Annotated in this window: 9 protein-coding genes; 6 read left to right on the forward strand and 3 right to left on the reverse strand. The window is 43.2% G+C overall.

Annotation, left to right across the window (positions count from 1 at the left end; translation table 11 throughout):
- Positions 1-4: 4 nt before the first annotated feature.
- Positions 5-1510, reverse strand: coding sequence for a family 43 glycosylhydrolase (locus M1D52_RS09040; RefSeq protein ID WP_437392267.1), 1506 nt, complete (start codon positions 1508-1510; stop codon positions 5-7).
- A gap of 304 nt (positions 1511-1814) precedes the next feature.
- Complete coding sequence (locus M1D52_RS09045; protein WP_130858382.1) at positions 1815-2396, reverse strand: YdeI/OmpD-associated family protein; 582 nt, start codon at positions 2394-2396, stop codon at positions 1815-1817.
- Positions 2397-2507: 111 nt separating this feature from the next.
- Between M1D52_RS09045 and M1D52_RS09050 the strand changes: the two genes are divergently transcribed.
- Positions 2508-3698: a thioredoxin family protein gene (locus M1D52_RS09050; RefSeq protein ID WP_437392268.1), complete on the forward strand. Its 1191-nt coding sequence runs from the start codon at positions 2508-2510 to the stop codon at positions 3696-3698.
- A gap of 56 nt (positions 3699-3754) precedes the next feature.
- On the opposite strand, the gene M1D52_RS09055 is transcribed toward M1D52_RS09050, so the two are convergent.
- The gene (locus M1D52_RS09055) at positions 3755-4888 is read right to left on the reverse strand and encodes a glycoside hydrolase family 43 protein (protein ID WP_130858380.1); all 1134 of its coding nucleotides are present in this window, start codon (positions 4886-4888) and stop codon (positions 3755-3757) included.
- Between the two features lie 229 nt (positions 4889-5117).
- Between M1D52_RS09055 and M1D52_RS09060 the strand changes: the two genes are divergently transcribed.
- The 5 genes from M1D52_RS09060 to M1D52_RS09080 all read left to right on the forward strand — a co-directional run bounded on the left by M1D52_RS09060 (position 5118) and on the right by M1D52_RS09080 (position 16633).
- Positions 5118-8105 carry a ligand-binding sensor domain-containing protein gene (locus tag M1D52_RS09060; RefSeq protein ID WP_437392270.1) on the forward strand — a complete coding sequence of 996 codons (2988 nt, stop codon included), beginning with the start codon at positions 5118-5120 and terminating at the stop codon, positions 8103-8105.
- Positions 8106-8173: 68 nt separating this feature from the next.
- Positions 8174-8794 carry a response regulator transcription factor gene (locus M1D52_RS09065; protein WP_130858378.1) on the forward strand — a complete coding sequence of 207 codons (621 nt, stop codon included), beginning with the start codon at positions 8174-8176 and terminating at the stop codon, positions 8792-8794.
- Between the two features lie 262 nt (positions 8795-9056).
- A complete protein-coding gene (locus tag M1D52_RS09070; RefSeq protein ID WP_437392272.1) occupies positions 9057-9665 on the forward strand; it encodes a phage tail protein in 609 nt (202 codons plus the stop codon).
- A gap of 20 nt (positions 9666-9685) precedes the next feature.
- A complete protein-coding gene (locus M1D52_RS09075; protein WP_437392274.1) occupies positions 9686-10843 on the forward strand; it encodes an ABC transporter substrate-binding protein in 1158 nt (385 codons plus the stop codon).
- A gap of 21 nt (positions 10844-10864) precedes the next feature.
- Positions 10865-16633: an Ig-like domain-containing protein gene (locus M1D52_RS09080; RefSeq protein ID WP_457941735.1), complete on the forward strand. Its 5769-nt coding sequence runs from the start codon at positions 10865-10867 to the stop codon at positions 16631-16633.

A 16633-nucleotide genomic window follows, 5' to 3' on the forward strand; every position in this document is an offset into this window, starting at 1 on the left:
ATTTTTACTCTCCTTTAATGTAGGCACCCGCTTCTGCAAGTCCGGGTTGCTGCTGACTATCATAACCAGCCAACGGGACTAACTTAAAGTACCTACAGGTACGCCTTACATCTATATTTAAGTATTGTTTAACCAAATTTACATTAGCCAATTCAAAAGTTCCCAGACTTTCCCACGAACTGTTGTCGTCGCTTATTAAAATTTCTATTTCTTTAACTTTTCGATCACCGCTTTTCTGCGCGAGCATAAAGCCATCCACTGTTAGGGATTCCCCCATATCAACGGTAATCCAATGATCGGGATAGTTTGTTGGATTGGATGAGTATCGCGTTATCCAGTACGAATTTACGTCATTATCAATCAATTTACTAGCCAAACGATTATTGACAGTCTCCTCAGAACTAAAGCTTGCAATAGACCAGTTATCAGTACGATATACTTTTCGAATGGGTTCGCCAGAAGGTTTTGCAATAGGTACACCAATCTTAACGGGTATACCGAAGTTGGGGGTTCCATCTGCATTCCAAGTAAATTGCTGAATGCGGGCATTCCGACCGTTTCCATCTCCACCTCCAGGTAAGCTCCGTGCATGATAAATAATCCAGTCTTCGCTATCGTCCGGCGATTTGAAAAAACCATTGTGGCCGGGGCCATAAGCGCCGCTTTCGGCATTCATAGAAAAAACGGGTTGCGGTGTTTTTACCCAGTCATCGGGATTCATTGGATCTCCATCTATGTTCAGGCTTAGTAAACCTAAGCAATAGGTGTCAACCCAATAACCACTTGCTGAATATACCACGTGTACGCGACCACTCGGACTTATTAATACCTGGGGACCTTCGTTAATCGCACTACCATTCATTTCCCAAGGATGTATCGGACTAGAGATAGCCACCTTTTCGCTACTGATAGTCCATGGATTGCTCATCTTTGCAATATAGATACGTTGCGGAGCAGCACCGGCGTTTCCACCCGACCATAACATATAGCGTTGCCCTTTATATTCAAGTACGGTACCATCAATGGCCCACTCGTTGGAAGGGTCGGCCACCTTTCCCTTGAGCACCCACTCTCCGGTCGTAGGATCTGCTGCCGCATTTTCTACGACATACATTCGATGATTTGCATTCTGCCCATTGTCTGCAGCAAAATACATATACCATTTATTATCAAGGTAGTGTAATTCCGGCGCCCATAGATTTTTGGAATATGGCATACCTTGTTCGGGTATCCACGCATCGTGGGCGCTCGCCAATGCCAACTCAGACATGTTTTTTGTTTTATACAAGACTAATTTGCCCCCCTGCGTGTATGTAAAGTAGTAAAAGCCATGTTTGTGCGTCACCCATGGATCGGCGCCTCGTGGTATTATGGGATTAGTAAAAGTGCTATCTATAATAAAACTCATCATATCCATTGTTTCAGGGTTTGGCTGCATCTTAACGTTTTTTTCACAAGCGTACAAGAGCAAGAGACATAGATAACATAAATTGATCGTAATCTTTTTCATAATTTGGACATTATAATGGTGAAATAATCGTACTTTATACGCTACCGGTGCAGTTCATGAACACCTTCGTTTGTCCGTAATTTTAGAAGAGGCCCCAATCCGGTTCTATAGGACATAATTGGTTTTTAATAAACTTGCAAGAAACCCCTCACTCCGTAGGCAAATAAAAACAAACAAGCGGAATCGAATTGCACAATATGTCTCTATTTTTCACTAATTTTTATCAGTGTTTTGTGCGTTATTTGCAAAAGGATGTGGAATTAATTTCGGAATGATTTTGATAGGTATGCCGAGTAAGTACAAGTTAAAACGGTTTCGGTTTCATTCCTTTTGAAGCGAGTGCAGCAATCTGGTGTACTCGTTCCTGTCTTGTTTCAGGCCGCTTGGCTAGAACCAACCACTGTAACATTGCCTTTCTTGCGGACTTGCTCAGCCCTTCGAAAAATGATTTTGCCCCGGTATGAATCATAAATGCAGCTTCTAAATCCGCCGGAATTTTAAGTGCTTCCACTTCATCTAAAATCGTCCAGGACCCATTCTGTTTCGCCTTTTCAATACACTCCAAACCAGCTTGTGTCATTAAGCCGCTTGCTATCAATCTCTCCACTTTATCTTTGTTGATTTTTGACCATGTGCTTTTAGCTTTTCGCTTGCTGAAAAACTGATGGGATCTTTCAGGGTCTATTTTTATCTTTTTACTATCTATCCATCCAAAGCACAAAGCAACGTCTACCGCCTCACTCCAGGAAATGGAAGGTTTGCCTGAAGATTTATTATAAAGAACGAGCCAGACGGATGATTTTGATTGATGGTTTTTCTCCAACCATGCCCGCCAGGCTGTCAAATCCATTGGATAAAATATTTCGGTGTCTTCTTTTTGAATCATAACTTAGTTATCGTAATTAGATACCCGTGCAAACTTATATAAATATTAAATGGATGTTTACAATTTTCGCAAGTACACAAACAATATGATTACATGTTGGTATATTAGCATATGAAATTCTTTAGATCGAGCCCTTACGTTATTGTGATTGGCTTTTTACTGACTATATCGTCATGCCAACATCGCGAACAAAATAAACAGACGGACACTAAAAAGCAAAAATATCTTTATACACCCGAGAAAGGCGCGCTATCGATTATTAGCGAAACAGCGAATTCCGAAATAAAAAAAGTTTCTTTGTTCAAGGACAATGAGAAGGACTCCGTTATATCCGTCCCTATTGAGAACGGGAAATTCAAACTCAAGCTGGATACCGCTAATCTTAACGAAATTTACTTTATAAAAATAGAAGGAAAGTCCACAAAACGCGGTACCAGTGGGTTAGTTTGGGAAGCCTCCATCCCGGTTTTAGCATCCGCTTCTACAGATCTGAAGCTTGTACAACGGCCCTTTAATCACCCAGGCTCCATAAGCAAAACTGCCTTTTCGATTCAAGGTGGTGGAAAAGAACAAGAGTTATTAAATAAATGGCATACTGTACTTGCCGAACTTGAAGCGGAAGAAGAAGGACAGACAGAAAGTTACAGCCTTGGCGGGGCAGGCGTCACCAAAGTTTCGGGTAAGAAAGAACTTTCGAAAAGTCCTGCTTCAATTACTGAAGATTTCATCAAAAAACAACAGCCATTAATCAGCTCATTTTATTTGTTATCACGGGCGGGAAAACAGCGTCAATACGCAAAAGCATACGGGAATCTGTTAGAACAGGCGCCAATTGAGGTAAAGCAGAGCAAGTATGGCCTAGACTTTGCCAAACGACTCGAAAAGGTGCAAACGAAAATACAACGGTTAGATCTTCAAAAACAGGTAGTCGCAACCGATGCACAGCTTTCAGAAATTCCATGGGATTCTTTTAAGGATCGTAAATATTTGCTGCTGTCATTTTGGAATAGTGCAGATCAAGCGTCCGCCAAGGCGGTTAAGCAATTGGAACAAGAAGTGCCAGTTTTGGAGAAAAGAGGAATTGATATATTGCCGATTTCAATGGAAAGCCAATTCAGTAAGTGGAAAGAGAATACGGAAGGCCTGGATTTTAAATATAGTTATAGAATGAGAAACGAAGCACAACAGGACTTAATCAATACCCTATATCTTTCTGAGCTACCCAGATTTGTCTTGGTAAAACCCGACGGCGAAGTGATTAATGATGATTTCGATCTTAAACAACTCGGCACGTTAGACTGAGCCAACGTTTCCTGATTGAAAGTAAAGGGAACCCACTGTGCAGGAGGTTCCTTTTTTTATCTGCTTGGAACTAGTTGAGGTGTCGTAGTCGGTCCCTCTACTATCAATTTCCCGTCTTCTGTTATCTTCATTCTATCAATAAAAACAACACGTTCTTCACCCGTTGATAAGGTCCGCGCGTGATACACGCAGAACATTTCCTTTCCGTCTGGCGAGTAGGTCACACTATTATGACCGGTTCCTGTTACCACACCACCACGTTCGCTGTTCTTCTGCAATACAGGGTTATTAGCCGCTTTGGTAAATGGGCCGAGCGGACTTTTGGAAGTCGCGTATCCTACGGCATAATTCTTACCCCCAAAGTAATTGGCCGAGTACATCATATAATAAGTGTCTCCCTTCTTAAAAATAGCGGAGCCCTCTGTCCACCGGCGATTAACTTCCTTTGACGTAACCGAACGACTTTCCCACTCCGCTTGTTTATCGCTCATTTCTACAGGAGGTCTTAATAATAAGACGGGCTCGCCTATAACGCCGCTGAAATCAGGTTTCAACTCAACACCATACACCCAACTTTCCTCTATTGTATCAAACCATCCCTTTTTCTTAGCCCAGGTAGCTACTTCGCTTTCCACGGGATGCTTATAACAGCAGCGGGAATAATAAAGATAAATCTTACCGCTGTCATCAAAAAGTACATTCGCATCGATAATAGGGTATCCAGGATCAAAAATTGGTTTATCGGTTAAGTCAACAAATGGCCCCGTAGGCTTATCCGCCACAGCTACTCCAATGCGAAAATTTTCAACCTCCTTGCCAGGGTTATCGCTCCATTGAGCGGAGTAAAATAGGTAGAACTTGCCGTTATGCGCATATACTTCCGGTGCCCAATAGGCTCCGTTCCAAGCCGCGGTAGAATCGCTCCAACCATTTGGGTTACCGGCATAAAATACTTGGCCCTCATCTTTCCAATTCACAAGGTCGGTCGAAGAATAAGCAGCAAATCCATTTTTTGCAACTCCACCCGTGCCGTACATATAATATTTGTCGCCCGATACGTGCAGTACGTAAGGGTCACCAAATGCAACCGGCAGCGGGTTTTGATAGGTGTTTTGCGATTGAGCAAACAGCTGGTTATTAAAGGATAATGTTAGTGAAAAGAAAGTGAAAATGCTTATAATTCGTTTCATTGTTGGTCATTCGATGCCGACAAATATAAACGCAGGAAAGTATAAAAGAAAATAAAAAAACTGTTCTTCTATCGATTCGTTTGGAGAAAGACTTTGGAGAACACTTTTTACCCAATTTTTATATGTAAAAAAATGAACAGAATGAATAAAAAAGATGGACAATATTTCGCTTAATTTATAATTAAAGTTTCGCACCAGATCAGATGGATGTGTTCCATTCTACCTATTCATGTATATTAGAAAACCTTTCTTGCTTATTGTTTTGCTTACACCTATGTTGTACGTGTACTCCCAAGAAGAGGGATTTATCTTTCGAGATGCCAAGTTTCCCGAAAATTTGCAGAGCCAAGTTATTACGGATGTTATAAGAGACAGTGCGGGGCTTCTGTGGATGGCTACTAGCGGTGGATTATGTCGATACGACGGAAACGAAACTATCTTCCTGAATAATAAAAGTAAACCCGCTATTCCGAACAGTAGAATTAAGACCCTTTTTCCCGACAGGCAAAACAACCTTTGGATCGGAACTGAAAATGGCCTCGTACGCTTCGATTTGCGAAGTTGGGAAATGAATTTTGTAAAAAACCCGGAATTAGACCAATATGTTCATAAACCGGATATAGAGTGTATTGGGCAAGGGCGCAACGGCAATATATATGCAGGGTCGTTTGATGGTAGACTCTATCAGGTCAACGGTGATAGCCTGAAACTTCTGCTTGATATCAATCGGGATTATCCAAACCATTTCAACAAGCCTTCTATCGTTTCCATCTCAGAACCTTATGCCGGAGAACTTTGGGTATCCACGAAAGCAGGGAAAATGATCCGTCTCCGAATCCGGGAGGGTTATTTATCACCTCCGACATACTTTGGCTTACCTGAATTGAATAATACAGAGATTGAACAAGTGCACTTTCATCCCTCGGGAAAATGCTTGTTAAACATTAAAGATCGTGGTTTGTATCTTTTTGATACTCAAAACGGAACTTTTGACCAAATTCCGGCATTGGAAAGGAATCAGGTTGGTAAGGACGGTACCGTATATATGGCACCTTTCAATAATGATCACATCTTGATATTCACGAATAAAGCAAGTATCGGTAAAGAACAGCTGTTTACATATAACTTTCCGACCAACCATGTAAGCAAGCAAGAAATGACCTACCCCGACAACCTAAAAGATGATCATATCGTATGGTTTAAAAATTTAGGTAATAGCTTGTTGATGTCGCTTAACAATCATGTCTTAGAGTTATTGCCCACTAATCATCGATTTCATACGCTCCTTAGCAATGGTACGTCAATCAATAGTATACGAAGCATCTATAAGCACAGTGACGGCACGCTCTATGTCGGATCGTACAAAGATCGATTTATTGCCATAAACGAGCGGACCGGAGAAAAGGAAACACTCGGTGGGCAGTTTGTTTATCGGATACTTCCATGGAGTAAAGACACCTTATTATTAGGAACAGAAGGAAGTGGCTTGCTTTGGTTCGATCGAAAAAAAAAACGACTTTCATCTATTAGGCTTAGTTTGGCGGCAAAAAGCGAAAAACTGCCAGTTGAAGCCATGACAACGTTGACGCGTGTTTCGCATGATTCTGTATGGGTAGGCACTTATGCAGGCTTATATATGGTTAATCCTTATTCAAAAACATACCGGGTAGTGAAACACCCTAAACTTGCACGATTAAAGATATTACATGTAACACCCGTTGGAAAAAAATTATGGATTGGTACGCCCGAAGGGCTATTTATCTGGGATTGCCAAACTAACAGCTTGCAAACAAATGCCTTGGGAAACGCAGTGTATTGTATTACGCCGGTAGATGATACGTTTTGGATAGGAACACACGGAGAAGGCGTTTGGATATTAGACGGGAATGGCGCGGTACGGCAGAAAATCACCAATGAAGATGGCTTGGCTGATGATATTGTGTATAGTATATTAACCAAGGCAGACCATGTCGCGGTAGCCACCCATAATGGTTTAAGTATGATTGACAAACAGACAAAGCAAATTGCTAATTACTCTCGACTGGATCGATTGCCAGCAAATGAATTTAATCAGGCGGCTGCTTTTCAGCAGGGCAATACCTTTTACTTGGGAACCATCAATGGTTTGCTTTATTTTAATGCGGAGGCGCCTCGTGTTCCGCAAGTAAGAAGATTAACGAAAACCACTCCCCTAAATATTACCAGCTTTACTACCGAGCGAGCAGGCCAGGGATTGGAACGGCATTACACCTTCCCGTATAAACAAAATAAAAGGCTTATAATAGAAGCTGGAACGCGCTATTTTACGATTGGCTTTGGCGGGGTGAGTGAGCTGGCCAAAGAGCTACAGTTTTTTTATCGATTGGATGGACACTTGGATTGGCTGCCTTTGGGGCGTCGGCAGGAAATTACCTTCGTTGAAACGCCGCCCGGCAGTTATCAGCTGCACCTTGCTTCTCGTCTGCCGGATGGGCGGTGGACTAACGCTAGCCTAATCGTGCCACTTCAAGTGAATCCCACCTTTTATCAAACAATTTGGTTTAAATGCCTGCTCGTATTGCTTTTCGCGATCATTATTTGGGCAATCTTTAAATATCGTGAATATATACAAATCAAAGAACGTCGTTTACGAATTAGCATCGCCAGCGATCTTCATGATGAGGTGGGAAGTTCTTTAACACGCATTTATTACCAAGCCGATTCGCTGAACAGCAAAATAAACGGGTGGAGTGGAGAAAATAAGCAATTGCAACAAATCGCAGATACTAGTAGGCAAGCCTTATCTACCATGAGCGACATGGTTTGGTCGATCGATTCGCGTTTTGATACACTAAAAGACCTGGTTATCCGTATGAAAGACTACCTGTATAAACTTCAGGAGGAGGTAGATTTTCAGTATAAGTTTGAGATTCGGGGAGCTTACGCCTCAAACGGCTTGTCTCAAATTGTAAGGCAGAACCTTTTTCTTATTTTTAAAGAGGCTGTGACCAACGTGATCAAGTATGGCGATGGTTCAGAAGCAATCATCGAGCTGATTATCGACAATACTATACACTTGTCGATTAAAAATACCTGTTCAAATCCTAAGGAATTATTTGTAAATCACCAAGGTGGACGCGGACTCCAAAATATGAAGGAGCGCGCTGCTAAAATGAATGCACAGTTGTCTATTGTTGAAGAGAATCAATATTTTCAGGTGCATATAATACTTATGTAGTTCAAAACTAATGCATGCACCCCCATTGAGGGGGATGTAGAACCAAAAATAATAAATAGTTTTAACGCATGATACGTTTAGGGATAATTGAGGATGACGAGCATATTCGTACAGCCCTGTTAAATTTTTTCAAAGAACAGCAAGGTTTTTCTTGTCTTTTAGCGGCGGGCTCGGTAGAAGACTTTATGAGTCAGTGGACAGACAATACTTATCTCGATGTGGTTTTGTCAGATATCGGGCTGCCTGGAGAATCCGGAATTAAAGGGATTTCCCGCATAAAAAAGAGAGCACCAAAATGTCAGGTAATTATGCTGACTGTTTATGATGACGCAAAAAGGGTTTTTCAAGCCTTGTGCAATGGCGCTTCCGGTTACCTCTTAAAGCAAACGCCTTTACAAAAAATCAAAGAGTCTGTTATTTCACTTTGCGATGGGGGAGCACCGATGTCGCCAGGTATTGCACGACTGGTGGTGGAGTATTTCAACCCCAGGGTGACGCCTGATCCAAAAGAAAAACTTACACCGAGAGAAGAGCAAATCGTAAGTGCTATTGAGGAAGGACTGACTAATAAGGAAGTCGCACTGCGTTTGGATATTGCTGTAGAGACCGTTAAATATCATATTAAAAATATCTATCAAAAGCTAGAGGTCAATAGTAGACATGCATTGATCAGCCGAAAATTTAAATAGTTCAAGTGTAAGAAGCTTTGTTTAATAAACTATGCCTTGTATCAGCTCCGATACTAAATAACAAGTATATCCAAGGCTACGCTAGCTCCTCCTCTTAGCCACAGCGCACAACCCTTAATCTCCACACATGCGATACCCCCCAAAGGAGGGATACAAAGTGAGCAAAATTTGTGTTCATTTTGTGTCGTTGTGGAAATTGTGTGAAATACTTCATATCCACAATAGCAGTCAATATACGTAACACATACTAAACTCAAAAATTATGGCAGCAGAACCTCTTTTAAGTGAAATAATGATATGGGCACCTGATTTTGCCCCTAAAGGTTGGGCATTTTGTCAAGGACAGCTTTTGGCTATCAGTTCAAACTCCGCACTGTTTGCACTGCTTGGAACCATTTATGGAGGCAACGGTACGACTACCTTTGCATTACCGGACTTGCAAGGGCGCGTAGTGATCGGCCAAGGCCAAAATCCAAGTGGGTCCAACTATATACTTGGACAAAGGGCAGGTACAGAAACCATTACCTTAACATACGCGCAAATGCCAATGCACACACATCAAGCAACGTTCACGCCAACTCCCGGGAGCGTTTCCGTTGGTGTTTCCACGAACCAAGCACAAACACATGTAGCCACATCTGGTAGCGTATTGGCCGCACCTTATGACCCTAATAATGCCGCGTCATTAAATGGCTTTATAGATCAGGCAAATGCAGGTACCTTAGTAGATCTGAGTGGAGTATCAGCAACTGGTGGAGGTAATGTAGCAGTAGGTCAAGCAGGTGGCAATATACCATTCAGCATCATGCAGCCTTATCAAGTACTCCATTTTGTAATTGCACTGCAAGGTGTATTTCCTTCGAGAGAATAATCCCCCCTTCTACCTTTGATATGCAAAAGTTAAAAATAGGATTCTTAATACCCTATTCAGGGGTATTCAAAAATCTTCGCAATGATTTCAAGCAAGGTGTTATGCTTGCGTTGGCGCAAAGGACACCAAACTGCCGTATCGAAATCATTGAGGAGTTTATTCAAACCGGCGGTCAGTCCTTTGTCGAAAATGCACTAAATAAGCTGGCTTTATTCGATCAAGTCGATATGATCATTGGTGTGATAGGTACCAAGGTTACTCAAAACTGCTTAGAAATCATCAATAAATACCGTATACCCGTCGCGATAGCCAATTTAGGTGGTTTTGTTCCTACGTATCAATTCCGGTCAGATTATCTCTTTTATACGAGTCTCGATCTTTGGAAAAGCGAGTGGGTGATGGGGAAATGGGCGCAACGGGAATACGGCGCAGATCCATGTGTAAGCCTATCGTATTATGAGGCAGGATATAATATGCACGAATGTTATCGTTATGGCTTACATGCGGCTGGAGCTAGCCACGTCAAGCTTAATTTTATAAATGGAATGACTTCCATGCCAAACACCCTGCTTCTCATCAATCAATTACAAATGTTGATGCCAAACCACACCCACGCCATGTTATCGGGAAAAGAAGGAGAGCAGTTTCTCTGCTATTATCAGGAAAGTAAGATATCCTCTCGCACCGCATTAAGTGTGGCTCCGTTTATGACGGATGAGTGCTTGGAAACAAGCGATCTATTCGTGACAAATCTAACCAGTGCTATAACCTGGACCTACACATTAGAAACAGGCGCTAATCAGGATTTTATACAGGCTTATGAGAGTAACTATGACGAGAAACCGATAGTGTATAGCATGCTTGGTTACGAAGTAGGCTTATGTCTTTCAAAAGCGATTCGTGGACATGAAGATAAGAAGATCACACGCGATTCATTGGCTAGTGTGCTGGCAGCGATCACCTGCCTCGGTCCACGAGGGGAAATCAACCTTAAAACGACGCCTTATCAGTCCAGTCACCCGGTATATGTCCGGCTCTCACAAATCAATCGTAAAACAGGCCTAGTAGAAAATAAAGTAATTGACCAGGATCCAGGTATCAGTTGGGAGCACCCTGAAATGCTGCAAGCGGCCTATCAAAATAGTTCCGGGTGGCAGAATCCTTACTTATGCGTCTAGTCGATATTTTAACAAGTATATATGAAATACTTTTACCCTACAAAATTTTTCAACTACCTAATAACGCTTTGCGGACTGTTATTCAGTGGTCTTATTGTACATGCACAAGTACTCAATTCCGGTGTTTATGACTGGGAGGGCTTTAATGCAGGAGAGGTTCACGCCATTAGCACAAATACGGCACCAGCCACCTGGGAGGTTGGTAATGGCTTTTCAGCCATTGTAACGGGAAATGGCAATGGTAGTCAAATCAGGGTGTTAATTGGCACTAGTTTAAGTACAAAAGTGTTACGTTATGATGCGTTGGCTGGCGCTACGCTTCATTCTGCCACTTTAAAAAGTACCTCTGGAGATAATTTTGGTATAAGGCAATTTAACATTTGGCCTACCCAAAATGAAACCCAGATGATTGAAATTTATGTAAAAAGAGATGGTGTTCTTATTGATACCATCCGCACTTACTATCAACCCACTATACCCATCCATAAAATTGCCATAAGTTCAAGCGACTATCCATTCTTGGCGAATATGGATGAGCTTGAAATAGTTGGTTTCAACATAGGTGTTATGTTGGATGATATTGAAGTAATGACTAATCAGGCTCCTGTCGCGATGGATGATGCCGTATCGGTAAGGGAAGATACACCCGGCACTGGGAATGTCTTGACGAATGATAGTGATCCGGAAGAGAACGCCCTGACCGCCTCTTTGGTGACGGCGCCCGTAAATGGCACGATCGTACTCAATGCGGATGGTAGCTTTACTTATACACCAAGTGCTAATTTTAATGGTTTAGATAGTTTACGATATCAGGTTTGCGATAATGGTACACCTTCTCGATGTGATACAGCATGGGCACACTTTCAAATTGAAGCGGTAAACGATGCACCGGTAATTGTGGGACTACCTGCCGATATTACCGTGCGAGAAGACGCTACCGAAGATGCATTGGATATTTCGTCGGCGACAATAATGGATGTTGATGCGGGTGTGGGACAAGTCTCCTTAACGTTGGACGCCACCGGCGGAATATTTGATATTGCAGCAGGAACTGGAATCTCCATAACGGGCCATTTGACTGGAAAGTTAACATTAACGGGAAATCTGATAGATCTTAATAATTACATCAATGTGCCTAGTAATATTTATTTCCGGCCTGATCATAACCTGTCAGGCGACAATGCGGCTCTGGTAGAAGTTTCCATCAATGATAACGGTAACACCGGTTCAGGCGGTGCAAATAATGTAGTCGTTGGTACTATCAATATAGATATTACGCCGGTGAACGATGCTCCGATGGCTGTAGACGATGCTGTCAGTACAGCGAAAAACGTAGCAGCGATAGGGAATGTTTTGACGAATGATACAGACCCTGAAGGGAATGTGCTGACTGTCTCACTGGTGACGGCGCCGGTTAATGGAACGGTGGTATTAAATGCTAACGGCAGTTTCACGTACACACCAAACACTAATTTTGTCGGCTTAGACAGCCTGAACTATCAGGTATGCGATAATGGTAGCCCGTCCTTATGCGATACAGCGACTGTCAAGTTCACCGTAAATTCAACAAATGACGCTCCGGTTGCAGTTGATGATGAAATTATTGTAACTGAAAATGAACCTGCAACGGGTAACGTTTTGACGAACGATAACGATCCCGACGGGAATGCGTTGACTGCCTCACTGGTGACGGCGCCTGTGAATGGTACAGTCGTGCTGAATGCCGACGGCAGTTTTACCTACACGCCAAATTCAGACTTTTTCGGTCAAGATAGTTTAATCTATCAAGTATGTGATAATGGCACGCCCTCACTTTGTGACACCGCAACGCTTAGAATAGCAGTAACTGCTGGAAGCCCACGAATAAATATGGTAAATACAACTGCCTCAAACGGTTTGTATAAATTAGGAGATGAGATAAGTATCGTAGTTGTTTTTAATCAAATTGTCGTCGTTCAAGCGGCAGGGGGAAACCCCACGCTGACATTAAATACAGGTGTCGTGAACAGGGATGCCGAATATGTTTCCGGATCGGGTACCGATGCCATAACATTTAATTACACGGTGCAAGCAGGTGATCTCAGTCATGACCTGGATTACCTATCAACCACCGCATTGAGACTCAATGGTGCGGTGATAAGAAACGGGGCTTTAGTTGATGCGGATCTCACATTGCCAAATACCGGTGGTCCAAACTCCCTTGCCGGTCAACATGATATTGTCGTTGATGGAGTTACTCCCGTTTCAACCTTGGTTATTGTACCAAATAATGGATATTATAGAATGGGAAGTTCACTGAACTTTACGGTGAATTTCAATGAGCCTGTTACCGTTAGTGGCAACCCTTACCTGAACCTGACTATTGGAGAAGCACTTGTTCAGGCGACCTATGTTGCAGGTTCAGGAACTAGCACGCTTGCGTTTAGCTACGCCGTGCAAAGCGGAGACTTAGATTTAGATGGGATCACCTTGGCCGGAATTATCGGCAATGCAAGTGTTATGCAGGACGCTGCTGGCAATGAGGCTTCCGCTATGTTGAATAATGTACCGAGTACAGCAGGAATTTTCGTCAATACCATACAACCAAGCGTAACGCTTTCTACGGAGGCCAGTTCTCCAGTTAGTAGTCCTTTCACCGTAATTGCAACGTTCAGTGAAGCCGTTACTGGATTTACACTTGAGGATATTATAAGAAGCAATGCAACACTTAGTAACTTACAAACAAACGATAATATTTCTTATTCGTTCTTAGTGACACCCGCGGCGGGGGGAATTGTGCAGATCTACATACCAGCTGATATGGCGGTTAATGTCGGTAGCAATGGTAACCTAGCATCCAATACACTAAGTCTTCAGTATGCGACGATTATTACGGGCATAACCTTGGATGACGGGTCTTTTGTGTATGACGGCACCGCAAAATCGCTGGCTATCGCCGGCACCTTACCAGCGGGCACGAGTGTCAGTTATGAAAATAACAGTCGCACCGATGTAGGTACGCAGGAAGTAACGGCCACGATTAGCGGTGATAATTATGAAACACTGATATTAAAAGCAAACTTAACGATTACCAAAGCCGCTATCACAGGCATCAGTTTCCAAGATGGATCTTTTGTATACGACGGAACAGCAAAATCATTGGCCATCTCAGGTACTTTGCCAGTAGGCACGAGTGTCAGCTATGAGCATAACAGTCGCACCGATGTAGGTACGCAGGAAGTAACGGCCACAATCAGCGGTGACAACTACGAAACCCTGGTGCTGAAAGCAAACTTAGCGATCAGTAAGGCCACCATTACGGGCATAACCTTGGATGACGGGGCTTTTGTGTATGACGGCACCGCAAAATCACTGGCCATCTCAGGTACTTTGCCAGTAGGCACGAGTGTCAGCTATGAGAATAACAGTCGCACGGATGTAGGTACGCAGGAAGTGACGGCCACCATTAACGGTGATAATTACGAAACCCTGGTGCTGAAAGCAAACTTAACGATTAGCAAGGCCGCTATCACAGGCATCAGTTTCCAAGATGGATCTTTTGTATACGACGGAACCGCAAAATCACTGGCCATTTCGGGCACTTTACCAATGGGCACGACTGTCAGTTATGAAAATAACAGTCGCACGGATGTAGGTACACAGGAAGTAAGTGCTACGATTAGTGGTGATAATTATGAAACCCTGGTACTGAAAGCGCGCTTAACAATTACCAAGACCAACATTACTGGCGTAACGTTGGATGACGGATCTTTCGTTTATGACGGTACCGCAAAATCGCTGGCTATCGCTGGCACCTTACCAGCGGGCACGAGTGTCAGTTATGAAAATAACAGTCGCACGGATGTAGGTACACAGGAAGTAAGTGCTACGATTAGCGGTGATAATTATGAAACCCTGGTACTGAAAGCGCGCTTAACAATTACCAAGGCCAACATTACGGGCGTAACGTTGGATGACGGATCTTTCGTTTATGACGGTACCGCAAAATCGCTGGCTATCGCTGGCACCTTACCAGCGGGCACGAGTGTCAGTTATGAAAATAACAGTCGCACGGATGTAGGTACACAGGAAGTAAGTGCTACGATCAGCGGTGATAATTATGAAACGCTGGTACTGAAAGCAAACTTAACAATCAGCAAGGCCACCATTACTGGTATCACATTGGAAGATGCAAGTTTTGCCTACGATGGTAAGGCCAAGTCATTAGCAATAGCAGGTACTTTACCAGCAGGCACTACTGTTAGCTATGGAAACAATGGTCGCACAGATGTAGGTACACAAGAGGTAATAGCAACAATCAACGGAGCGAATTATACCGATCTAGTGTTGACCGCCAATCTGACAATCACCAAAGCCGCTATCACCGGCATCAGTTTCCAAGATGGATCTTTTGTATACGACAGCACCGCAAAATCATTGGCCATCTCAGGTACCTTACCGGTGGGCACCAGCGTAAGCTATGAAAATAACAACCGCACCGATGTAGGTACGCAGGAGGTAAGTGCTACGATCAGCGGTGATAATTATGAAACGCTGGTACTGAAAGCAAACTTAACGATTACCAAGGCCGCTATCACCGGCACCAGTTTCCAAGATGGATCTTTTGTATACGACGGAACAGCAAAATCGCTGGTCATCTCGGGGACTTTGCCAGTGGGCACCAGCGTAAGCTATGAGAATAACAATCGCACGGATGTAGGTACACAGGAAGTAAGTGCTACGATTAGTGGTGATAATTATGAAACCCTGGTACTGAAAGCGCGCTTAACAATTACCAAGGCCAACATTACGGGCGTAACGTTGGATGACGGGGCTTTTGTGTATGACGGCACCGCAAAATCACTGGCCATCTCGGGGACTTTGCCAGTGGGCACAAGTGTCAGTTATGAGAATAACAATCGCACCGATGTTGGAATGCAGGAAGTAACCGCTAAGGTAAGCGGTAGCAATTATATCCCACTCACGCTAAAAGCAACCTTACAAATAAGGACTGTTGAGCGTAGTATCGATTTCGAGGAATTACCGGAAAAAACCTACGGCGATAACGATTTTAATCTACAGGCTACGGCTAATAGTGGGGAGGCGGTTAGTTACATTAGCAGTAATACCAACGTAGCGACAATCAGTGTCGACGGGCGTATCCATATTGTTGGCGCTGGTGAAACTATTATTACGGCCACCGTTCCGGATAACGCTAATTATAACAACAAGCCAACGGTAAGTAGGAAACTAATCGTTAAAAAAGCTTCGCAAGAAATTAGTTTCACGGAACTAGGAGAAGTAGCCCGTAACGTAGGCAGTCTCCCGCTAACGGTAAGTGCAAGCAGCTCCCTGCCGATTCGGCTAGAAGTAAGCGATCCACAGGTAGCAACTGTTTCCGGCACAACCCTTAATGTCCTTCGGTTAGGTACCGTAATGATAACGGCCTTCCAGGAAGGAGACGCCAACTATGAAGCCGCGGATCCTGTAAGCATCCAGGTGCAAGTAATAGATAAGGAAGCTGCGTTACCCATAAAAGTACACAAAGCGCTTTCACCAAATGGAGACGGTATCAATGATTTTCTGATGATCGAAGGAGTTAAAGACTATCCTGATAACAAACTTATCATTGTAGACCGGAACGGTATGCAAATCATAGAGATGAGCGGTTACAATAATGAAGACAAAGTGTTCCGAGGGCTTGGTCCTGGTAATAACCAGATTCCTCCAGGAACCTATTATTATCTCCTGGAAGTAAAAGTGGACGGAACTTGGAAGCATGAAAAAGGTTATTTCGTAGTCCGATATTAA

This window comes from Olivibacter sp. SA151, assembly GCF_054130995.1.

Bases quoted from the DNA above. Each gene is read 5' to 3' on its own strand.
- M1D52_RS09065 (WP_130858378.1), top strand. From the start codon at position 8,174: ATGATACGTTTAGGGATAATTGAGGATGACGAGCATATTCGTACAGCC.
- M1D52_RS09070 (WP_437392272.1), top strand. From the start codon at position 9,057: ATGGCAGCAGAACCTCTTTTAAGTGAAATAATGATATGGGCACCTGAT.
- M1D52_RS09040 (WP_437392267.1), bottom strand. From the start codon at position 1,510: ATGAAAAAGATTACGATCAATTTATGTTATCTATGTCTCTTGCTCTTG.
- M1D52_RS09050 (WP_437392268.1), top strand. From the start codon at position 2,508: ATGAAATTCTTTAGATCGAGCCCTTACGTTATTGTGATTGGCTTTTTA.
- M1D52_RS09055 (WP_130858380.1), bottom strand. From the start codon at position 4,888: ATGAAACGAATTATAAGCATTTTCACTTTCTTTTCACTAACATTATCC.
- M1D52_RS09080 (WP_457941735.1), top strand. From the start codon at position 10,865: ATGAAATACTTTTACCCTACAAAATTTTTCAACTACCTAATAACGCTT.
- M1D52_RS09060 (WP_437392270.1), top strand. From the start codon at position 5,118: ATGTATATTAGAAAACCTTTCTTGCTTATTGTTTTGCTTACACCTATG.
- M1D52_RS09075 (WP_437392274.1), top strand. From the start codon at position 9,686: ATGCAAAAGTTAAAAATAGGATTCTTAATACCCTATTCAGGGGTATTC.
- M1D52_RS09045 (WP_130858382.1), bottom strand. From the start codon at position 2,396: ATGATTCAAAAAGAAGACACCGAAATATTTTATCCAATGGATTTGACA.